This is a genomic window from Enterococcus sp. AZ062 (assembly GCF_051715065.1).
GTDB lineage: Bacteria > Bacillota > Bacilli > Lactobacillales > Enterococcaceae > Enterococcus_B > Enterococcus_B mundtii.
On sequence record NZ_JBIOTB010000001.1, the window covers coordinates 2561877 to 2584769 of the forward strand.

The following is a 22893-nucleotide window of genomic DNA, read 5'->3' on the forward strand; positions in this document are numbered from 1 at the left end:
GGAGAAAGAATATGCAGACAGCAAATACTCAAGATTACTGTACCTGTACGACGAACCAAAATGTACACACAGAGATCAACGACCAAGGAAGAGCCAATTTTTGTGACCATTGCCATAAAATGATCGAGGGTTCGAATCAACCTTTTGAGTTTTTTACAAACCGAGAAGAGTCGAACAAAGAAACAAATAATTAAAAAAAAGAGCGCGGAACAGAAGTGTTTAGTCTCTAAAAATAAGGCGACAACTACAAAAATCATTCTTCCTTTTTTTGTAGTTGTTGCCTTATTTTTTAAGAGATAACTTCTAGCTCCAGCATTTATTCAGTTACAGGTTGAAAACAAAAGCGAATTTTGCTTTTGTCTCGCCTTACATAGCACCTGACGAATCTAATTGCTGTCCTTTAGCATGTTGATTGTCGGTATAGTAACTTCCAGACTGCTGTTCTTCTAATTCAGCTAATTTTGCTTGGATCTGCTCTATCACGACTTGTGCATCTTCAGGTCTTTCAACAAAATCAAAGGCATCACCATCTATTTGGATTTTTGGACAAACATCAAAGTCTTCGTACCATTGATCATACCGTTCATTCAATGAGCGGTAATACTGATAAAGCGTTTCATCACTATCCAATTGTTCATAGTCTCGCCCACGTTTTTTGATTCGTGCCAACATCGTATCAAGAGAGACTTTGATATGCACGAGTAGATCGGGTCTTTTTTTAGGTGCAACATCATCTAATTCATGAAGCATCGTATCTAAGAGGTTATCGTATTGTTGGACTTCAATATCTGACACACGACCTAGATCAGCATTTAGATGAAACAATAAACTGTCTTCATAAATCGAACGGTCCAATACGTTATCATCATGGTTCAATGCATTTTTCATAGCTAAAAATCGTTTATTCAAAAAAAAGATTTGTAATAAAAACGCATATTGCTCTGGATTAGAGTAAAACAAAGGTAGTACCTCGTTGTCCTCTACATTTTCATAAAAAGGTGTTGAATCAATCTTTTTGGCAAGCATATCGGTCAAACTACTCTTTCCTGCGCCAATTGTTCCTGAAATCAATATCACTGACATCTAATCCCTTCTCATTCTATAAATATTCGCCTTTATAAGCACTTTTGGGTAACATCTTAAAATCATATGCTTGGATCGCTTCGAACGTTTTTACATATGAATGTAAACTTTGTGTGATCATCAAATTAGTTGGTACCGTTTCTTCTTGAAAAATGATGATCGGTTTGTCCATCATCGTGGCAACGCCTAATTCATAGGCAGTGCCAGGATCGATCGTCTGATGTTCAAAATCTAGGATTGCTACGACTTGCTCTGCCGAGGCAAGTTCTTTCATGTCTCTCTCGTAGACTTCTTGCGCCCAGCCGCCACTAAACATCTCATAATTACTGTGTTGATGGTGTCTTGGTGAGTAGAAACTATCCACCGTTGGATTGGCAGTCAATGCCCTTTCAACCTGAGCAATCCGCTCGATTTGTTCCTCTGAAAAGAAAGGTCCTGCTAAATAAATATAACTCATTATTTAATCTCCTGCATCATTGATTTCGTTTGTTTTTCTGTTGCACATAATTGATTGATCAGCTCAAAAGGATCATTTGAAAAATAAAGATGGTTGAGCCATTTCTCAGCCATAAATCCTTCTCTCGCGAAATTCCCAATCAATTCTTTCAATCCTGAATAATACCCATGAACATCAAGGATACCAATTGGTTTTTCTGGTATCAAGCCGATCGCCATCCAGGAGAGTAGCTGCGAAAATTCTTCGAGTGTACCTAGTCCTCCAGGAAACACCAGCACTGCCTCCCCTTTTTCGAATAGTAGTTCCTTACGTTTATCGATCGTTTCCGTTGGTATAAACGTGGTAACATCTGTTTTTGGTAATTCTTCAGAAAATAGCCCGACTGGATAGATCCCTGTTACTCGTCCGCCATTTTGTAAGATCGTGCGACTAAAAACACCCATGATACCCGAATCTGAGCCACCATAAACCAATTCAATTTGTTTTTCTGCCATATATTTTCCAATCGTTTCAGCTAACAGAAGATACTTCTGATCTTGCCCAAAACGTGAACCACAAAAAATAGTCAACTTCAAAAAAAACACATCCTTACTAATCGATCTACCCTTATTCTACTCTTGTTTTTTTAAAATAAAAGACTAGATTTAGTTGTATTTTAGTGTTATGCAAAATAAAAAACACTATATATAGTGTTTTGTCTTCGGATGAAATTTCAATATATTATGTTTTAATACCATTTTTTAAATAACTAAAAACTAAAAAAACGTATGGTCTTACTTTGTGATATTCTCTTTCTTTCGACTTTCTTGCGAATAACATTTGACTTCTGTTGAAGAAAGAAATCCATTTTGTTTCTTTTGTTATTTTTATTTGTATCGATCAACAAATTCTCAACGGCTGATCCGATAGAAGATAGAAAACAGTCAAACGATCCATGAGGTCAAAACGCATGACTTGCCTTGATCATTGATAAGAAAGCATTTAAAAAAGCAATAAACGATGTTGTGGATCATTACTTGTTCTTTCAGACTTACTGTTTGATCAATCGTCCTTGGGTATACGTGTTGGACAAAAAAGAAGAGGGCACGATTGTCCCTCCTCTTTTGGCACAGTAAATAAAAGCCCATACATTTTATTCATTTAATCGACAAAAAAGCTAGCAATCTCCTTTAAGATTCGATACAATGAACTCGGTCGATGGTTTCCATTGACTATGGCAAACTTGATTGGTCAATGCGTTGACTACTCAAGCCCTCAATTTTTAGCTGCCACTAAAAATTGGGGGGCCTTTTTTATTTGACTGTTTCTATCTGCCATTTATGATACTGATTCCCAGATAGAGAGTCAAGCGAATCTGAAAAGCTACGAAAAACTGTACCATTTTTCGCCCAGTTTTTTGTATAACTTATTTTATCGATTCAAATCAATCGTTGGATGCGTCAATAATTGGTCCACTTGCTTTCTGGTCGTCAGTGGCACATCCCCTTGGATCGTGTGGGCTAAGCGTGAATTACCTAATGCAAATTGGACGGTTCGATCCAATGACCAATTCTCACTATAGCCTAATAAAATCCCCGCAGCAAAGGCATCACCTGCTCCGATACGATCTAAACTATCCAGTGGATACGCTTCTGTTTCGATCCATTCTTTCGAAGTCATCAGATAGCCACTTAGTTGTTTCTTTTCACTGGTTGATTGCCGTGTCGTACCAGCAAACCAGTCGATTTGGTAATCACTTAAAAATTCTTGAAACGAACGAATTTTGGCAGAACGACTGGAAAGGTCCATTGGCCTCTCTAACAATTCAGACAAATCACGAACAGAACCAAAGATGACCGTGCAATAGGGAAGTATTTCTTGATAACGTTCCTTCATCACTCTTTTTTTATCTGGCTCTTGGTTTAGACTCGGACGAAAATTAAAATCAAAACAAACTTTTTTCCCTTTCCTATGCGCTGTTTTTGCTACAGCAAGTGCCACTTCCGCTGAATGCTCATTCAAACTCAAACTGATGCCACAGATGTGGACTAAATCAACTGTATCAATAAAGTCCTCGATGGTATAATCAGCCACTGTAGCTAAGCCAAAAGAACTATTTTTACGATTTTGATAGGTAATTTCTGTTGGTCTGATTCCATAGCCCATCTCAGCAAAATAAGTACCGATATGTTGTTCTTTTTGAATGACATAGGAGGTATTGATGCCTAAACTCTTCAAATTAGCTAACGCTGCATCTCCCAAACGATTGGCTGGTAGTGCCGTCAACAAGTAACTTTCCACTCCAAAATGTGCTAGATTACCAACTAGATTCACACCTGTTCCAGTATAAGCCATACGCAAAGTGTGCGTTTGTTCCAACATCAGATATTCAGGGGGTGTCAGCCTCAACATCACTTCACCAAATGCACCGATTTTCATGGTCACTCACCTGTTTTCACTAATTTTTTCATCATAGCCAACAACTGACGGACTTCCTGTGGTCGAGTGTCACCTGTCTCTGGATCAATGATCGAACTATAGACGTGGGGGATGATTTTTTTGACTCCTGCATCTAATGCGATCTGAACGATTTCTTCAAAATTCGTTAAATCGATTCCACCCGTTGGCTCTAAATAAAAATCAAACGCTGCACAAGCTGCTGCAACAGCTTCATATTCCTTCTTATGCGCCAATCCCTTCATTGGAAAATATTTGATCGAGCTTCCACCCATGTCCTGTAACAAACGAATAGCTGTTTCGATCGGCACCATCGCAGCAGGGCCTTGGCTACTTAAAGGACCAGTTGCAAGATTGACGTATCCTTCTTTTCCAGTCGGAGAAACTAAACCATTGACGATCGTGTCTGACTGTCCTAAGACCGCACGAGAAGCGCCAACACCTGTGAAAACTTGGTTGACATGTTGCGGTTGTAATACTTTCGCCAAGCGAGTCACCATCTGGCTTTGCTTTGGATCGCCGGCACCTAAGCCGATCGATAAGGCGTTATTTGTTGCTTCTTGGTATTTTTTCATGTCTGTGATAGCTGCATCATCACTCGGATAATTTTTAGATAAAACACCTAATAAGATATGCCCTTCGGCTGCTTCATAACATTCATTTGCATTTTCGACAGAATTGGCTAGCACATTCAAACAGATTCTATCTTCAAGATAATTTGGGGTCAATGACATCATGATTACTCCTTTGGTTGTAAGATTTCATTTAAACGTTGGATGATCTGTTCCATCTCTTTTTGCGTCACTGAGCGAATATCGAACTCAATGATCCCATTGTTCGCTTGGTACTCTCTGGTATAAATGACTGGGGCTTTTGCTTTTAGCTGCTCGATGATCGTCCTGGCAGAGCCTGTAACGACTTGGATACTGGCACGATAGATTTCTCTCCCAGCTGGATCTTGGACGACTTTAGCCTTGATACCTGGCAACTTTTCAAGTGCTTCGACAAATGGCTGAACTCTTTTTTTCATCGATTCACCTGATTCACTACCGTGTATCAAATAATCGTCGACTGCTTGGACAAAGCCTAAAACATTTTCTTTGCCGATCTTCATCGATCGACCAATGCCTTGTGATTGCATACGAACCCAAGAAACGAACGGATCTTTACCAATCACCATCCCTGCACTTGGACCTTCAATCGCTTTGGCACCTGAATAGATCACTAGATCAGCGCCTAATGCGGTATATTTAAGTAAGTCTTCTTCGGCTGCTGCATCAACGATCAAAGGCAGTTCATATTTATTAGCCACTGTTACCGCTTCTGCCACATCCAACATACTTTTTTGGACGGTATGATGACTTTTGATGTACAAAATACCTGCTGTTTGCTCGGTGATCATCGCCTCGATGTGGTCAGGTGAACATTGGTTGGCATACCCTGCCTCAATGACATGTCCACCACCTTGTTGGATCATTAGTTCCACTGGCACACCGTAATCGACATTGTGACCTTTTGGTAAAATGATTTCTCTGCGTTTGATCGTTTCGTCATAAGGGTGATGCACATGGTACATCGATCCTTGACCGATCACCGCAGCAACGGATTGCGCAATTCCAGCAGATGCGGAAGAAACGATTTGAACATCGTCTACTGCTAATTGTTTTGCCAAGTATGCACCGGTTTTCTTCATCAATTCAGCCATTTCAAAAAAATGTTCGCCCCCAAAACGCTGGGCTTCTAACACCGATTCGCTCAAAGTGGACACGCCTAAGATCGTCATTCGACCAGAAGCATTGATCACTTCATTCAAGCCAAATTTCTCATGATTCACAGTCATAACTGACACCTCCAATAATAACGCTTACAGGGATAATTTGCTGTGTGGTCGTTCGTGTATTGCCATTCGAATCCGTCAATTGCTTTTCTTGATCGAGAAAATTATAAATCGTAAAGTCTGCATCAAAGCCTTCTTTGATGTTGCCTTTTGTCCCTAGGTTGAACTGTCTAGCTGGTTCGCTAGTCACTTTTTCAAGGATTTCTTGCCAAGAATAACCGACAACGTAGAGTTTCTCCATCGTCGTTGCTAAATCATATACCGGACCATTTTTACGATTTCTGATATAGATATCTGTACTGATCGAATCGGCTTTGATTCCCGCATGGCGCGCAGTTTCTGCCACATCAAAATTGAAACTATCAGTCCCATGTCCAATGTCGAACACCACACCATCAGCAATGGCTTTTTTGACGAAGGATTTGATTTCATTGGTCGCTGGATCAATGATGCCATTAGGCTTTCCATTGAAGCAATGGGTCATCACATCATTCTTTCCCATATGCGCTAAAATTTCATCTAAACGTGGAGGCGCAGAACCGATATGGACCATTAATGGTAATCCACCATTTTGCTTTTGGATTTCTTTTGCTAACTTTAAAGGCGTGATCCCATTTCCCCCCACGACTGTTTTACTCATCCGAGCTTTTAGTCCTACAATAAAATCAGGCAATTCTGTTAGTTTTTGATGAACCAGATCTGTTTGGATTTTTGATAAATCTGCCAACTCATCTTGTTCCACAATTCCCCATTTTGAAATATTCAGTAAAGCAAAAACATTTGTCTTTGCTTGCTTTGCATGTTCATAAAATGTGTGGATATTTTCCGCACCTGTCGTTCCAGCATCAATGACCGTGGTTACCCCTTTATCCACACCGATTTCATCGGGATAGTCGTAATATAATGTCATTTCTTCAAAACAATGGACATGATCATCGATCCACCCTGCAGAGAGATACTGTTCATCTGTAAGTACCAGTTCTTGTTTCCCGGATTCTTCGATGTACTTACTGATCAAGGCGATCTTGCCGTTCTTCACACCGATATCAACAGGTTCTTTGCCTAACTCCTTGCCGTTTCTTATAATTAAATCAAACATGACAAACGCCTACTTTTCTTTAAATTTGAATTTTGACCAAGGGTGGACGAAGGATAGTAACAGTTGTTCATCCGCCACAATGGCACCCACTTTATTTTTTCTTGGATCTTGATGTGGCGTTAATACGATCTGCAATTCATTCTTATATTTCCCAAAGCGATCATTTCCAACAACGACATCTCCCACTTGAAACATTTCTTCATTGTCATGAGGAGGATTAGCATCAGCTTGATACGTTTTTCTCACTTCTGTTGAACGGATCACTTGCGACGTGATATCTCCTCTGCGAACGTGTTGCTCATCTAAGACGATCGTTCGTTCGACTTCATTGGTCTGAGGAAGAAACTCAATAGCAAAAACAGTCTGATACCGATCAACTGCACCTAACGCTTGCAACTCTTCTTCTGAAGCATACGCATTGCCGATAATGACATCATCGATAAGATTAGTCGCAAATAAATGTTTAGCCGCTGGAACAACACCTAACTGGCGATGCATTTCCAATGTTGGTAAGCCATCGTTCACATCCCAAGGACCGATTGTGCCCGTTTGAGAAGTAATAAAAGCGGCAGTACGGATGCCTTGGCGTTTAAATCGGCGACTGCATGTTTCAAAAAATTCATAAGGAAGTCCAGTTCCTGCTTGAGGATAAAAATTATGACACCCGTATAAAAAAGGGGTATTCGCTTGATGGCTCAAAATATTTTCTAAATAAGCCACATCATTGCTCATATTCAATTCAATTGCTAACTGGTAAGGATTGTAAGTCAGTAGCGCTTCTTTTCTGCCATCAAAGCCTAAATCTAAACGAATCCCATCTGCACCTAATCCATGAAAGAAACTCATGTCATCATATGAAATATTCAACTGTTCGAAAATCGATGGTGCGACATCTAAAATCGTTTCAAACCCAAGTGATGCAGCGTATTCGATCAATTGTTGAAATTTCTGTTTGACTTGTTCTGTTCCCTCCGTCACTTCTAGCATGCTCATAAAAATTCGAGTAAATCCATATTTATGTGCCATTTCGAGATAGGCACGATCTTCTTGCGGATTGCTGTGATCAGGATAAAGAGAGATTCCTAGTGAACGTTTCATATTAACTCCTGCTTTCTTTTCTATTTACTCGTTCGTGATACCATCTGTGATCTGGACAGAGGCTTGTTCTGCTTGTTCTTCTTCTTTCTCCTGTGCCAGCTGTTGTTTCTCAAATACTTTGAAGAATGGATAATAGATCGCCAAAGTGATCAAGAAGTTGAACACGACTAAGACACCCGCAGCGACGCTCCAATTGGTACTCATCCAAGCCGCAAATGGCGCTGGTATCGCGAAAGGCAACCGTGCCACCATCATTGGTACTAAACCACTTACCGTAAGGACATAAGAAATTGTTGTCGTTACTAAGGGTGCGACAATAAATGGGATACCCAATACTGGATTCATGACGATCGGTGCCCCAAAAATCATTGGTTCATTGATATTGAACAAACCAGGAAGGATCGACAGACGTCCTAAGCTTTTCAGATACTTGGATTTGGAGAACATGAATAGCACGACTAATGCAAGAGTCGTACCTGCCCCACCGATCCAGACAAACCATTGTAAAAATTGTTCTGTAAAGATATTTGGCATATCATGTGCATTGGTTCCTGCATTGAATGCGTCGATATTTTCAGCAATCGAGATATCCCAAAACGGACGAATCACCGGTCCCATGATAGCCGGTCCATGAATCCCTAATACCCAGAAGAAACAAATCAAGAAAACCGTAAGTAGTCCACCAAATAAACTGTTCCCTGCTAACACGCCTTTAAGTGGCATCAACAATTGACTCAAGAAACCATTCAAGTCAAAGCCAAGCAAATGACGGATGACCCAAAAGAAAATCAAGATCACTGCTCCTGGGATCAATGCAACAAATGAATTCGTCACTTCTGGCGGCACACCATCTGGCATTTTTATCGTGATTTTCTTTTCAATAAAGAAACGATAGATCTCTACAGTCAAAATCGCTGTTACGATTGCCCCAAATAAAGAACCTGAACCAAGATTTGCAATATTGATATAGCGTCCAGCGGTTATCCCTTCAAGATCTTCCAACACTTGAGTTGGTGGCGCAGCTACGATCAGAAAGGACATCAAAGCTAAAATACCGGCAGTTAATGAATCTAAACGATAGCTCTTTGCTAATGAAGAGGCAATCCCAAATGTGGCGTATAAAGCTAAGATCCCCACTGTATATCGAAATGGGATATCTAAAATTGCCCGATATGGTTCAATGACTGCCGCGACCGACGCAATCGGGATGTTCAACAATATCGTAAAAAATGAACCAACGATCGTTAATGGCATCGTCGCAATGATTCCTTTTCGAATCGCTGTCATGTGACGCTGTGTACCAATCCGATTCGCAACAGGCATGATTTTTTGTTCGATCAACCCTACAAATTTATCCATTTGTTACTCCCCCTTACTTAAACATTATAATGTTTAAATAAAAGATAACATATTAATGATATAATGTAAACATTTTCATTAAAATATATGGTTATTCTGACAAAAAGAGACTGAGACAATCAGCCTCTCCCACCACCTGAAACCGAATAAACGGCGGGAACAGAAGTAACCTCTTCGAGAAACAAGGCGCCATCCACAAAAATTTGAAGAACAATTTTCATGGATGACGCCTTATTTCTCGAGGCTACACACTTCTGCACCGACCTCATTGCGATTGTCTATGTTTCGTAGTTGATATGATAAGGATGTAGATCCGTATGATAAATTGCCTCTGAATACTCGACCACTTCTCGATCTTCCGTCGTTGATCGACGTACACGCTTGATCCCGATTTCTGAAGTCGTCTTTAATAGTGCTTTTTCTTCATCTGTTAAAAACGTGGCAGAAAAGTCATCTGAAAAAGAGTCGATAATGTGATTGTTCTGTGTGAGCAACCGGTACAAAGATTCTTTATCAAATTCTTTTTGTTTCATTTTATTCATGTCTTTTGGTAAATAGTGAACAAAATAGATATATGGTTGGTCATTTAAATAGTACAAACGCTTGAAGCATACTGCAGCTGAACCAAACATCGAATATAATGGATGATCTTTTTTGATACTGATTTTTTCTAAACCAATCGTTTCTTTGCGAACCTCATATTGGGAATCTTTTAAGATCTGAGTAAAACTTTCGGCTTTAGATAAACGATTGTAAGGACGATTGCTTAATACTGTCGTTCCCCGACCACTTTTCTTTTCGACATATTCATCTGTAGCTAATAACTCGATGGCTTTTCGCACAGTGATTTTACTCACTTGGAACAATTCTTCTAACTCATTTTCCGTCGGTAACATACTCCCCACCGGATACTTTCCTGAAAAAATATCCTCTTTGATCTTGTCTGCTACTTCTAAATATAATACACGCGTTCTTTTCATAGCTTCACCTTTCACCTTTATGTTAGTAAAAGAATAACATAAATAAACAAAAAAAAGAATAGAAATCTTGATAATTGGTCTACCTATGTACAAATAATAAGCTTAGACATAACAAAACATCTAAGCTTATTACCCTACTTTTTTCGTACCTTTGTTATATCCTTGTTTTAATAACATAATTGCCGATTATAAAAACAAGGAGAATTTTATCAGAAATTTCAAACAATCATTAAATTTGTAAGGACTTTTGTGGTGAAAGGCCTTTCTATAAAAATGGCCCAGTCGTTATTTATCCTAATTCTTCGCCGTTCGTTTTAATGACTTCCTTGTACCAGTCAAAAGATTTTTTCTTGGTACGTGCTAACGTCCCATTTCCTTCATCATCAAGGTCGACATAAATAAATCCATAGCGTTTACTCATTTCCCCTGTAGATGCACTAACTAAATCGATACAGCCCCATGGTGTGTAGCCCATCAAATCGACCCCATCAGCAACTGCCTCAGCCATTGCTTCGATATGACGACGCAAGTAATCGATCCGATAATCATCATTGATTGAGCCATCTTCTTCCACTTTATCGATCGCACCCAAGCCATTTTCAACAATAAACAGTGGCTTTTCATAGCGGTTATATAATTCGTTCAACGCCACGCGCAATCCTTCAGGGTCGATTTGCCAGCCCCACTCACTTGCTTCAAGGAATGGATTCTTCACGCCGCCTAGTAGGTTTCCATTCGATGTATCGGCATCTGGATTGGTTTCATCGATAGCTGATGACATATAGTAACTAAACCCGATATAATCCACTGGATACTCTTTTAATAATTGGAAATCTTCTTCTGTTTGTTCTAGTTTTTCCGCGTCCACACCATATTTCTTATACGTACGTGCTGTATAGGCTGGATATTCGCCGCGAACTTGCACATCTGTACAGAAGAAGTTGAACTCTTGATTTTGGATCAATGTAGCCACTTGATTGATCGGGTTTGCATCAATACTATAGGTCGTTGCATAAATGATCATACAGCCTACTTGGATATCCGAACGCAACTCATGTGCGATCTTCACCGCTTTACTGCTAGCGACAAACTGATTATGCCATGCTTGGAAAATATTTTGGTAGTCACTTGCGCCATTGCTTTTGACCAATCCTTGACTCAATGCTGGGAAATGGAAAGCTGAATTGATTTCATTGAACGTCATCCAATATTTCACTTTGCTGCTGTAACGTTCTAACACGGTGCGAGCAAAACGTTCATAAAACTCAATCAACTGACGATTTTTCCACCCACCGTATTCTTTTGCTAAATGTAATGGCATTTCATAATGAGAAATCGTAATGACTGGCTCGATATCATAACTCAAGCAAGTATCGATCAATTCATCATAGAAAGCTAAGCCCGCTTCATTCGGTGTTTGCTCATCACCTTGGGGGAAAATTCGTGTCCAAGCAATGGAGAAACGATAACTTTTAAAGCCCATTTCTGCAAATAATGCAATATCTTCTTTGAAGTGATCGTAATGTTCGATTCCACGATGATTCGGATAAAGGTATTTCTCCTCATCGATCGTCCAATCAAATTCTTCGCTCCCTATGATTGCAAAACGTTGTTTGCCACCAGGCATTGCATCGGCGACAGATAAGCCTTTTCCATCGCGGTCGAACGCACCTTCTAATTGATTTGCGGCTGTTGCGCCACCCCATAAAAAGTCTTTTTTGAATCGTGCTGTCATGATTGTTTTCCTCCTTTTATTTTACAATTGCCAGAAAATCTTCATTAGCAATAATTTCTTGTTGATTAAGTTCTAACACATCTGCAAAGTGATCGGTATTCGTTACGACTACAGGGGTGATCACGCTATAACCTGCTGCTTTTATTTTCTCAATATCAAAGCGGACAAGCAAGTCCCCTGCTTTTACTTTATCTCCTTGTTTCACAAATGTTGAGAATCCTTCACCGTTTAATTCGACAGTATCCATTCCGATATGCATCAAAATCTCTACACCATCTGTGGTTGTCAAACCAACTGCATGACCTGTTGGAAAAATCGTCGTGATTTCGCCATCTGCCGGTGCAACTAATTCGCCCTTCTCAGGATCGATTGCAATCCCTTTTCCCATTGCCCCAGAAGAGAAGACTTTATCTGGTACTTCTGTCAGTGGTAAGACTTTTCCAGTCAATGGACTTTTCAAATTCTGACGTGCTGTGCTGATCGTATCCCCTGTTGTTGTTTCTGTTGCTTCTAATTTTTCATCTTGTACTTCTTCATCAAAACCAATCAAGTAAGTACCGACAAAACCAAGAACAAAAGCAACTGCTGTACCGATGATCGCCATGGTTACACTTGATTCAAGCGCTGGATCGGTACTGATAAATGTTGGGATGGTCAGTAAACTGATCAAACCACTAGAGAATGCTTTTACGCCAGCAAACCCGATGATTCCTCCACCAATCCCACCGGAAATACAGGCAACGATAAATGGTTTTTTCAAAGGTAACGTCACACCGTAAACAGTCGGTTCAGTGATTCCAAAGAACGAAGTGATCATTGAAGAGATCCCTAATGAGCGTAATTTTGAATCTTTCGTACGTAAAGCTACACCTAATGCAGCACCACCTTGTGCCAAAATTGCTGGTAAAAGCATTGGCATCAAAACATCAAAGCCATATTGTTCGATATTCAAGAAGATGATTGGCACAAAGCCCCAGTGCATCCCGAACATAACCAACACTTGCCACATGCTACCCATGATAACCCCAGCAACTAATGGACTGAAGCTATAAATCGAATTGAACAACCCACCTAAGGCATTACCGATAACGGTTCCAATTGGTCCTAATACTAAGAATGTCAAAGGCACCATGACTAACAAGACGATCATTGGTACAAAAATCATTTGTAAAAATTGTGGAATAACTTTCTTCACAAGTGGCTCAAACTTACTTTGTACCCAAACCGCTAAGATGATTGGAATAACAGAAGAAGTATAGCCTGATTGAGACAAGATCACTGGAAGACCAAAGAAATCAACTGCAACACCTGATCCTGCTAATTGCGTGATCGTTGGATAAACTAATGCCATCGCAATTGCTACTGACAAAAATTGATTGGTCTTGAATTTCTTCGCGGCTGTAAAGGCCAACATCACTGGTAGGAAAGTAAAGACACCATCTGCTGCTGCAAACAAGATTTGGTAAGTGCCACTCTCTGCTGCCAGCCAACCGAGAACTGTCGCCAGTGATAAGAAACCTTTCAAAATCCCAGCAGCTGCCATGGCACCTAAGAATGGAGTGAAAATACTTGAAATAATATCGATCAAGCGATTCAAAGGATTTTTACTAGTATCCTCACTTTCTGAACTTGCCCCTTCTCCTAAGCCTTGTTCATCCACAATTGCTTGATAGACATCAGACACATTGCTGCCGATCACGACTTGATATTGTCCGCCACTTTGAACGACTTGGATGACATCGGGGTCATTTTTTAATTTCTGCGTATCTGCAATTGATTCATCTTTTAATTTGAAACGCAGTCTGGTCGCACAATGCACTAAACTATTAACATTTTTTTCTCCACCTACGGCTTCCCAGACTCTCCGTCCTACTGCTTGATTATCCATATTCTTTCCTTCTTTCTTTTTGATAAAAATAAAAAACCTAGATTGAAAAAACGGTCACGTGATTAGACGTGTCCATATTTTCAATCTAGGTTTTGCCTGCTTGATCCAGTAACAATCCTTATGATTGGGTTTGTTTTTCAGTTACTACACGTTGGATGTGGATCGTCAGGTAGATTTGTTCCCCTGGTCCCATCTCTTTTTGCTGTGTTTGTATCAGGTATTCATTGATCCGTTCCACACAGCGAAATGCTTTTGGATATTTTCCTTGGACAAGCGCATAAAGAAATTCATCTTTCTCATCCGAAGTTTCATCTTTTAAGTATCGTTGTGTGAAAAATTGTAAATGTGTAATGATCCGCTGATAATTCAAGGAATCTTCGTCAAAGGCGATGCCGAAAAATTTACTGATGATACTTAGGATATCTCGCACCATTTTCGTTGCCGCCATCGTTACTTGCATGTCGCCATTTCCCTGTTCACTATTGACGAAATGAAAGGCTATGAAGCCTGCTTCATCCATTGGTAAGGTCACACCGAGCTTTTCTTCAACAAGTTGAAGGGCTTGTTTGGCTGCTCGATATTCTTTAGGATAAAACTTTTTTGTTTCAAATAATAAAGGATTCGGTAATTCGATGTTTTCCTTTGCTCGACTGATCGCGTAATGGATATGATCGGTCAGTGTCAAATAGATGTTTGGCGATAATTGGATGTTTAGTTGTTCTTCGGCAAGGTCGACGATCTGCTTCACAAGATCGACCTCTTCTAATGGGACATCCGCCATCAATTGTTGGAACTGATGCGTAGTAAAAGAATCTTTTAGCACAAATTCTTTTTGGATCGATTCTTCAGAGATCGTATCGCCTGATTTTTTTTGAAAAGCAAGACCTTTTCCCATGCAGATGATTTCTTCGCCTAATTCATTTTTTGAAATGACAACATTATTATTCAAGACTTTTTCTATGACCATCTACATCGACCTCCCAACTATAAAATAAAAAAACCTAGAATCCGCCCGTAATTACTAGCTGAATTCTGGTTTTGCCTGCCGAACAGTAACAATCCATTGATTAACTACGTTTACTATACCACTATCACATTCGTTATGCAACCCTTTTCATAGTTTTTATTTTTTTTAAAAGGAGAATAACTTTAAGCATCTTGACACAATGAATCCAATATACAAGCGATGAGAGCAACGAAAAAGGATAGAAATGAACGAGCCATTTCTATCCTTTTTCCTCTATTGTGATGTTGATGATCAGAATATGAAAAGCTTTTTTCTATCTTACTGCTCAGATCAAAACGTTTTTCTCACAACCTCGATAAACGGTGATCGAAAAACTGATCTTCAACACTAAGCTAAAAAATTGTAAAATATGAGAAGCTATTTTTCAATTTCCTATCTTACTGCTCAGATCAGAACGTTTTTCTCACAACCTCGATAAACGGTGTTCAAGAAGCAACACTTCGGTCATAAGCCAAAAAAATCAAAAATGAAAAAGCCATTTTCAATTTTTCTGTCTTATGCCTTAGTGCTGATCGCTTCTTTCACAACCTTGACAAACAGTGTTCAAAAGCCAACTCCTACGATAATAAGGGTCTCCCTGAGAAAATATAGAAAACTATTTTCTCAGGGAGACCCTTATTACTTGGAGCTGAACGGCTTTTTCACAACCTTACCTAAAACGTTCTCGTTGGCATGTCAAAGGCGTTTTTCATTTCTTGGGTGGCTTCTTTCATTGGTGTGATGCTTTCGAGTTCTCCTTGGACGACTAGGCGTGTAATGGCATCCATATCACCACAAGTGATCAAGGTGATCAATTCTTTTCCTTCTTCGATGTTCAATAATTCTGTTGCTGAAGGGTCGACTTTTTCTTTGAATGTCGCTTTGTACGTGTAGACGTTTTCCAAATCGACGATATAGATTTTATCACCTAAGTTTAGGTTTTCTAACGGAGTAAAAAGTAATTCCGGATTGTTGGCACGATGACTTGCTAAGGCATAGTTGCCTTTTCCCATTTCTTGATCTGGGTCTAATGTTCCGGCACCGTACAATAAGTTTGCATTATCTAACCCTCTAAAAATCGGCAAATTGATCGAGACGGATGGGACGGCGATACTTCCAATGACTGGTAGATCTGGTCGATTCAATTGGGCTCTTAACACCGCTTCTGAACTCATTGATTCAACTGAATCAAAATCAAAGTTTGCCTCTTTTTGATTATTTTTGACAATATCATCACGAGTCACATTAGAAATAGCGTACGCATCTCCCGTATTTTTAACAAAAAAATCTTTGATCTGTTCATTAAAGATCAAGGCTAATCCTACTAATAATAGTAGAAACAATAGGAAATTGACCAGCCACTTTTTGGCTCTTCCTTTTTTTTTCATGTATCTTCCACCTTCCACGCTTATCTTCCTATGATAATTCTGTATATTTTTCTTTGCTGTTTTTACTTTTTTCTACTGGGTATTTCTGATTGTTTTTTTCTAATTTTTCTTCAATGATCGTATCGATATCTAAATTTAGATTGTCGGCCATCATATAAGAGTATATCAACACATCTGCTAGTTCTTCTTTGATTCGTTCAAGCTGAGTGGTGGTGACTTCTTCTGGTTGCTTCCATTGGAATAACTCTAATAACTCTGAGGCTTCTAAAGAAATCGAAATTGCTAAATCTTTTTCATTATGAAATTGTCGCCAATTGCGATCATCTCTAAATTGATTGATTTTTTCCATGCTTTTTTCCATTGATCTTCTCCTATTTTTAAATCAAGCTAAATTAATCATACCATGTTTAAAGTAAAAATAGTTTAGACTTATTTTAATAATGTTTTATATTTTTTATTATGTGGAGAAAATATGCGTATTATTTTTTCATCAAGGATAAAAGACAACTTGAGTTTCTTCAATGCCTTGCTATTACAAATCATAGGTACGTATTTTATGTAATGGGCCTGAGACACTAGTCATCTTATGCCCTTTAAAATCGAATAAACGGTGTTCCAGAAGCTGACCTTCAACAATAAGTTAGACAATTGTAAAATATGAATAACTATTTTTCAATTTTTTCTTACTGTTCAGGTCAAGACGCTTCTATCACAGCCTCAATTTAATCATATGTTAGAATATCCCTTTGATCCATTTACTATTGTTGTAAACTTGTTTTCAGATCTCTTACTCCTGATAAAGTCAACAAGACAAGGAAACTGATTAAATAAATTCCACTCAGAAATAGAATAACAGCCGTCAAACTATAATGGTCCATTAGAAAGCCGATCACGATCGATGAAAAACCGCCTACTGCTCGTCCTAGGTTCATGATAAAGTTATTCGCTGTCGCACGGATCTCTGTTGGATACAAACTACTGATGATCGCTCCATAACCACCATACATTCCGTTGATGAAGTAACCTACGACTACTGCTGCCGCAACTAAACTCCATTGACTGTGTGCAAGTACGAGTAAAAAGACAGACAAAGAGGAGCAAATCAGAAACAAGCCAAATGCGAGGGTTGGACCAACTTTATCCATGATGATCCCAAACGTCATCATCCCTAATGACATCCCTAAAATCGTGCTGATCATCCATAAAGAGGACCCCGATACTGATAGACCTAATTGTGCCTGCATGATTGAAGGCAACCAATTCATCAATCCGAAGTAGCCGGCAATCTGTACAGTAACCATCAGACTAAGACCTGTCGTTTGCCATGCCATGTGTTTCGTTTGGAACAAATGACTAAGCTTTGTCTTTTTCCCAGTTTCTTTTGTTTCTTCAAATGCCTCTGGTTCTTTTAGCCCTCTTCGAATAAATAAAACCATCAAGACCGGCAAGACACCGATGACGTAAAGCATTTTCCAGCCAAACAAAGGAATGATCACCGCTGCTAAGATGGCTGCCAAAGCTGCACCAACTTGTGCGCCGATTGCAGCGACAGAAGATGCACGCCCGATTTGTTTCTTTGAAAAGCTTTCAGAAATCAAAGACATACATGCGCCGTATTCCCCACCAGCGCCGATTCCTGCGATAAAACGAAACAGATAAACAAGATAAATATTCGATGCAAAATACATGAGTAAAGAAGCAATTGAGAACAAAATGACTGTTTGCGAAAATACTTTGACTCTCCCGTATTTATCCGCCATCAATCCAAAAAAAATACCTCCAACGAGCATCCCTAAATTAGTGATTGTTGCAATCAATCCTGCTTGCGTTCCACTAATATTAAAAGTTGCGATCATTGAAGATAATGAAAAAGCTAAAAACATAATGTCCATATTTTCTAAAGCAATACCCGCCGATGTTGATAATAATACCTTTCGTTGATACTTCGTCATTTTTCTTCCCCTTTTCTTTAAATCACCCTAAATTGTTAAAATCATATCCAAAATCCAAGAAAAAATCAAGAACTTTTTCAGTATATGCGAAAAAATTTTGATCCTTCTTTTGTAAACGAATGATTTTTCCAATGGAAGGTGCTGTGAATAGAGCCCTTTCTCTTTACACTCATGAAAGCGGATGCTATATTTCTTGGTAGAAATGGCTTACTATTGTTTTCAGAATGGAGTTTTTGACAAATGGACAAACAAGAATTTTTAGAACAAATCAGTCATGGATTGATCGTTTCTTGCCAAGCATTACCTGGCGAAGTTTTTTATTCAGAAGAAGGTGGCTTGATGCCTTATTTTGCACTAGCTGCAAAGAAAGCTGGCGCAGTCGGTATTCGGGCAAATTCAGTCAGAGATATTTTAGAGATCAAAGAAAAAGTTGATTTACCGATGATTGGTATCATCAAACGGGATTATCCACCTGAAAAACCGTTTATCACTGCAACGATGAAAGAAGTGGATGAATTAGTCGCAACTGGTGTCGAAGTGATCGCACTTGATTGCACGTTGCGCAAGCGACATGACGGCTTATCGATCAACGAATTCATTGAACAAATCAAAACAAAATATCCTCATCAATTATTTATGGCAGATATTGCGACCTTTGAAGAAGGAATCAATGCTTATAAAGCAGGGATCGATTTTGTTGGGACGACATTAAGCGGCTATACCGAAGAAAGTGAAGAAACAGAAGGGCCTGATGTGCAGTTGATCAAACGACTTCTTGAAGCTGATGTATGTGTGATTGCAGAAGGAAAGATCCACACACCCCAACAAGCCAAGGAAATCCAAGCGTTAGGTGCAGCTGGCATCGTGGTTGGCGGCGCCATTACCCGCCCACAAGAAATCGCTCAACGATTTGTTGCTGCGTTAGATTGACAACACTAGAAAACAAAAAACCACTGTCTTGAAGTAACGGTTCACACTGATCAGGGAATGGGACATTCGTTCACCTCCCCCACCTATAACCGAATAAACGGCGGGAACAGAAGTAACCTCTTATTATTAAAGTGTCCCTTCTTGAACTCCGTTTCTTCCATTTTAGACAATAATGGCGTACTAGATACTTTTTACCTACACAAAAAACGGTCTTTCAACACGTGCAAGGATGATCGCACGAATGGAAAGACCGTCTTTTCAGCCGGGGGGCTAAATAAAATATATGTTAAAAAAGAAAAAAATTTAGTTGGCTTTCATCTGTGCATCGAGTAATAACTCGTCAGGAAATTCACGAACATTAGCCATGGCACACTCACCAAAATAATCTGGTCCGTTCTTCCCTTTAAAATCAGATCCTCCAAAACAGTGGATATTGAAACGATCAACTAATTCCTGTACTTTTCGTTGATCTTTCAAACTATGTTCTGGATGATATTTTTCGATACCATCAATCCCAAACGAAGCCAGCTCAGGGATCAACTCGAAACTGTCGAGCTTTCCTGGGTGGGCAACGACGGACATCCCGCCGCCGAGCTTGATTGCTTGGATCACTTCGTAGACATCGATCATTTCTGCCTCTTCTTGACCAAAATCATTATATTTGAATAATTTACGGTAAAGATGTCCATCAATCGATGTATCGTATCCTGCTTTGATCAACGCAGACATGATGTGTTGTTTGTAAAGAGCGGTCGCCTGTTTCGCAAACTGTCTCACCTGCTCTTCTTTGATACGAAATCCTTCAGTTTGGATACGTCTCAACTGACGTAAGGTATTTCTTGTTCGCGCCTCACGCAACGGTTCACATAACTGTTCGATATACTGATAATTCAGTAGATTATACCCTAAGATATGTACCTGTTGCCGGCGTTTGAAATCATAAGCGGTCACTTCGATGCCTTCAATAAAATTGATTGGGGAAGGAGCGAAGACCTGTCTTATATGAGCTAATCCCGCCGAGGTATCTTGATCTACGACGGACAGGATATTCATGTGATGCTTCAATGCTAATTTGAGTAGTTCTTCTGGTGAACTGCTGCCATCTGAAAAGTAACTATGGACATGCAAATCTGCTTTCACTCGACGTTCTCCTCTCCTTTTTTCCAGTCAATTTCATCTCAATCAAGCGTGAATGATATATTTTTTTCGTAGTCTGATCGCCACCACTTCTAAGATCGCAACTACTGCTAAAATCATATACACTAATACGCCGATCTCATGAAAATCAAAATAAAAACTACTTGTCATCGCAAGTTGGAACCCTAAACCACCCGCTCCTGCGGCGGCACCTACGGCAATCGCATTAGTAAAGTTGATCTCAAAACGGATGAACAACCAAGAAAGCAAAGCGGTCATACAAGAAGGTAAAATTGCTTGGAACACCACCTGCCACCAACTTGCCCCACACGCACGTAATGCTTCGATCACACCAGAATCGATTTCTTCAATACTCTCAGAAAAGACCTTTGTGAGGTAAGCAATCGTGTGAAAAGACATGCCAATGATCGCCGCATTCGCACCCAATCCAATCAAGATCGAGAAAATCATGACCCACAAGATCGTTGGAACCGCACGGATGAATGACATTACTGTTCGGATCGCATTTGATATGCCCGGCTGGCTGATATTCCTTGCTGTAAACAATGCCATCAAGAAAGCTGTCACTCCACCGAGCAATGTGGTGATCACTGCTAAACCTATAGTCATACCTAATGCTTGAAGCAATGCTTCAAAGGGAAAACGTCCTGAGAGTCTTGGCTGGAGAAAAATCCGTTGCAAGTCTGTAAAAAATTGTCGCGTCGCATCCAGCAAGACGACCTCTCCATAATTCATCGTGAATAAGGTGTAGATCGATATACTAGTCAGTAGCGTAAACAAGACCCAAGGGACGATCCGATAGGTTTTCCACACGCGAATCCGGATTTTCTTTTTAGCATTTCGTCTGATTTTTGTCGGTTGGGCTAAGACGGTTTCTGTCACCGCTAATTCAAGTTCACTTTGTCGTTGGGCCATATCAATGAATCATCCTCCTAATTTTATTGGACGAAAGTTCCAGTGCGATCACGATGATGACGATCGTCAAGATGACCATTCCTGCCATATCGTAGCGAAATTTCTTATAATAGAGGTCAAACAGAAAACCGATCCCCGTTCCGGTCAATATGCCGACTAATGTTGCATCACGGATGTTGTTTTCGATCATGAACAAGATCCAACTGATCAGCTGACCAAAGACCATCGGTAAGACGCCTTGAAAAATGAGCGCAAAGTAAGAAGCACCAGTCGCCGTCATCGCTTCTGTGATACTTCCTGCCACTTCATCGATCGTTTCCATAAACGAGCGCGTCAAGTAACCGTACGTTGTAAAGGTGATGGCTAAATAACCAGTAAATTCATTTTGTTTGAAACTCAACAGTAGGACCATTGCCCAAACCACAATCGGGATATTTCTAAAAAAACTAGCAAAGACCCGCGCCACTGTTTTTGTTCCCTTATTCAGGCCAGTTGTCTCTGAACCAATGATTGCCGTAATCAATGAAAATACTGTGGCAGTCATCGTTGCTGTGATCGACAACAAAACCGTCTCAAGTAATTTAGATAAGATCAATGGCAAGGATTGGATCGAATTTTCCGTTGGGATAAAATTGGTGAACAACCAGAAAAAACTTTGGGGAATCGCCGCAATAGCTGCACCAAATTGAAAGCCAACAAATTGTGAAAAGGCAATGTACACGACAACAAAGCTAAAGAGTGTCACAAATAAAAACTGCTTCTTTTTACGAAAGAGATCTTGATTCAGTGTTTTATCCATCCAAGCCCTCCCTATACTAACAATTCATCAGACTGATAAATCTGATTGATTTGATTTGTTGTCAGTTCATCTGGGTTTCCAGAGAACACGACATTGCCACTATTCACGCCAATGATCCGATCGGAATAATCGATCGCAACTTCTACTTGGTGAAGATTCACTAGACAAGCAATATCTAATTCTTTCGTCACTTGCCGTAAATAATCCATAACGACTTTTGAAGATTTGGGGTCTAAGGAGGCGATCGGCTCATCACATAAGATCAACGCAGGACGTTGCATCAATGCTCGGGCAATCCCAACACGTTGCTTTTGTCCACCACTCAATTCATCACAACGTGTGTAAGCAAACTCTGATAATCCGACTTTTTCTAGCAAATCGAAGGCTTCCTGTTTTTCCTCTTCATTGTAGACACCAATCGAGCCTTTCACAGCAGACTTGTATCCAAGTCTACCGTGAAGGACATTTTCAACAGCTGTGAGGCGACTGACTAAATTATAATGCTGGAAAATCATACCGATTCTTCTTCTTTTTAAGCGTAAAGGCTTCTTCTTTAGACGTTGCATGTCCTCATCTTCAAAGAGAACAACCCCTTCATTCGCAGAAATCAACTGATTGATACAACGCAAAATCGTGGATTTTCCTGCACCTGATGGTCCGATGATCGAAACAAATTCTCCTTTTTCTAGTTGAAAGGAAATGTCCTTTAACGCTTGTTTCCCGTTACTATAGGTTTTTGAAATCGAGTCTACTTGTAATAGCATGGCTCGTCC

The 22893-nt window shown here is 39.8% G+C and carries 22 protein-coding genes; 2 read left to right on the forward strand and 20 right to left on the reverse strand.

Features of this window, described 5'->3' with window-relative positions; all coding sequences use genetic code 11:
* The first annotated feature begins 11 nt into the window (after window positions 1-11).
* Entirely contained in the window at window positions 12-194 is a 183-nt protein-coding gene (locus IGJ00_RS12050; protein WP_071867185.1) for a hypothetical protein, read from the forward strand.
* Window positions 195-366: 172 nt separating this feature from the next.
* On the opposite strand, the gene IGJ00_RS12055 is transcribed toward IGJ00_RS12050, so the two are convergent.
* From IGJ00_RS12055 to IGJ00_RS12130, 16 genes are all read right to left on the reverse strand, one after another.
* The gene (locus IGJ00_RS12055; RefSeq protein WP_010734707.1) at window positions 367-1083 is read right to left on the reverse strand and encodes a deoxynucleoside kinase; all 717 of its coding nucleotides are present in this window, start codon (window positions 1081-1083) and stop codon (window positions 367-369) included.
* Between the two features lie 16 nt (window positions 1084-1099).
* A complete protein-coding gene (locus IGJ00_RS12060) occupies window positions 1100-1540 on the reverse strand; it encodes a nucleoside 2-deoxyribosyltransferase (RefSeq protein ID WP_071867187.1) in 441 nt (146 codons plus the stop codon).
* Window positions 1540-2115 (reverse strand): TIGR00730 family Rossman fold protein, encoded by a 576-nt coding sequence (locus IGJ00_RS12065; RefSeq protein WP_195514235.1) that lies wholly within the window; start codon window positions 2113-2115, stop codon window positions 1540-1542. The genes IGJ00_RS12060 and IGJ00_RS12065 overlap by 1 nt, the downstream gene beginning before the upstream one ends.
* A gap of 835 nt (window positions 2116-2950) precedes the next feature.
* Window positions 2951-3958, reverse strand: coding sequence for a sugar kinase (locus tag IGJ00_RS12070; protein WP_074799870.1), 1008 nt, complete (start codon window positions 3956-3958; stop codon window positions 2951-2953).
* 2 nt (window positions 3959-3960) lie between these two features.
* Window positions 3961-4710 carry a 2-dehydro-3-deoxy-phosphogluconate aldolase gene (gene dagF / locus IGJ00_RS12075; protein ID WP_438844462.1) on the reverse strand — a complete coding sequence of 250 codons (750 nt, stop codon included), beginning with the start codon at window positions 4708-4710 and terminating at the stop codon, window positions 3961-3963.
* Window positions 4711-4715: 5 nt separating this feature from the next.
* Window positions 4716-5816, reverse strand: a complete 1101-nt coding sequence (locus IGJ00_RS12080; RefSeq protein WP_438844463.1) for a DgaE family pyridoxal phosphate-dependent ammonia lyase — start codon at window positions 5814-5816, stop codon at window positions 4716-4718.
* The gene (locus tag IGJ00_RS12085; protein WP_438844464.1) at window positions 5800-6912 is read right to left on the reverse strand and encodes an amidohydrolase/deacetylase family metallohydrolase; all 1113 of its coding nucleotides are present in this window, start codon (window positions 6910-6912) and stop codon (window positions 5800-5802) included. Before IGJ00_RS12085 ends, IGJ00_RS12080 begins: the two co-directional genes overlap by 17 nt.
* Window positions 6913-6921: 9 nt before the next feature.
* The gene (locus IGJ00_RS12090) at window positions 6922-8010 is read right to left on the reverse strand and encodes a DUF871 domain-containing protein (RefSeq protein ID WP_272018397.1); all 1089 of its coding nucleotides are present in this window, start codon (window positions 8008-8010) and stop codon (window positions 6922-6924) included.
* A gap of 24 nt (window positions 8011-8034) precedes the next feature.
* On the reverse strand, window positions 8035-9369 hold the full coding sequence (locus tag IGJ00_RS12095; RefSeq protein WP_260697735.1) for a PTS sugar transporter subunit IIC: 1335 nt from the start codon (window positions 9367-9369) through the stop codon (window positions 8035-8037).
* A 278-nt stretch (window positions 9370-9647) separates the two neighbouring features.
* Complete coding sequence (locus tag IGJ00_RS12100) at window positions 9648-10349, reverse strand: GntR family transcriptional regulator (protein WP_010734698.1); 702 nt, start codon at window positions 10347-10349, stop codon at window positions 9648-9650.
* A 289-nt stretch (window positions 10350-10638) separates the two neighbouring features.
* The gene (locus tag IGJ00_RS12105; RefSeq protein WP_195514238.1) at window positions 10639-12084 is read right to left on the reverse strand and encodes a glycoside hydrolase family 1 protein; all 1446 of its coding nucleotides are present in this window, start codon (window positions 12082-12084) and stop codon (window positions 10639-10641) included.
* Window positions 12085-12100: 16 nt separating this feature from the next.
* Entirely contained in the window at window positions 12101-13972 is a 1872-nt protein-coding gene (locus IGJ00_RS12110; protein ID WP_071867195.1) for a beta-glucoside-specific PTS transporter subunit IIABC, read from the reverse strand.
* A gap of 118 nt (window positions 13973-14090) precedes the next feature.
* The gene (gene licT / locus IGJ00_RS12115; RefSeq protein ID WP_071867196.1) at window positions 14091-14939 is read right to left on the reverse strand and encodes a BglG family transcription antiterminator LicT; all 849 of its coding nucleotides are present in this window, start codon (window positions 14937-14939) and stop codon (window positions 14091-14093) included.
* Between the two features lie 713 nt (window positions 14940-15652).
* Window positions 15653-16366 (reverse strand): class A sortase, encoded by a 714-nt coding sequence (locus tag IGJ00_RS12120; RefSeq protein ID WP_071867197.1) that lies wholly within the window; start codon window positions 16364-16366, stop codon window positions 15653-15655.
* Between the two features lie 28 nt (window positions 16367-16394).
* Window positions 16395-16727: a nucleotide pyrophosphohydrolase gene (locus IGJ00_RS12125; RefSeq protein ID WP_074799850.1), complete on the reverse strand. Its 333-nt coding sequence runs from the start codon at window positions 16725-16727 to the stop codon at window positions 16395-16397.
* A 397-nt stretch (window positions 16728-17124) separates the two neighbouring features.
* Entirely contained in the window at window positions 17125-18318 is a 1194-nt protein-coding gene (locus IGJ00_RS12130; protein ID WP_074799848.1) for an MFS transporter, read from the reverse strand.
* A gap of 240 nt (window positions 18319-18558) precedes the next feature.
* Here IGJ00_RS12130 and IGJ00_RS12135 point away from each other — a divergent pair, with 240 nt between their 5' ends.
* Window positions 18559-19248 carry an N-acetylmannosamine-6-phosphate 2-epimerase gene (locus IGJ00_RS12135; RefSeq protein WP_438844465.1) on the forward strand — a complete coding sequence of 230 codons (690 nt, stop codon included), beginning with the start codon at window positions 18559-18561 and terminating at the stop codon, window positions 19246-19248.
* 303 nt (window positions 19249-19551) lie between these two features.
* Here IGJ00_RS12135 and IGJ00_RS12140 read toward each other — a convergent pair whose 3' ends face one another.
* The 4 genes from IGJ00_RS12140 to phnC are packed head-to-tail and all read right to left on the reverse strand — an operon-like array spanning window position 19552 to window position 22884.
* Window positions 19552-20388, reverse strand: coding sequence for a PHP domain-containing protein (locus tag IGJ00_RS12140; protein ID WP_438844466.1), 837 nt, complete (start codon window positions 20386-20388; stop codon window positions 19552-19554).
* A 42-nt stretch (window positions 20389-20430) separates the two neighbouring features.
* Entirely contained in the window at window positions 20431-21321 is an 891-nt protein-coding gene (locus tag IGJ00_RS12145; RefSeq protein ID WP_074799842.1) for a PhnE/PtxC family ABC transporter permease, read from the reverse strand.
* A gap of 1 nt (window position 21322) precedes the next feature.
* Window positions 21323-22120: an ABC transporter permease subunit gene (locus IGJ00_RS12150; RefSeq protein WP_071867203.1), complete on the reverse strand. Its 798-nt coding sequence runs from the start codon at window positions 22118-22120 to the stop codon at window positions 21323-21325.
* 11 nt (window positions 22121-22131) lie between these two features.
* Window positions 22132-22884, reverse strand: a complete 753-nt coding sequence (gene phnC, locus IGJ00_RS12155) for a phosphonate ABC transporter ATP-binding protein (protein WP_071867204.1) — start codon at window positions 22882-22884, stop codon at window positions 22132-22134.
* Between the last annotated feature and the right edge of the window lie 9 nt (window positions 22885-22893).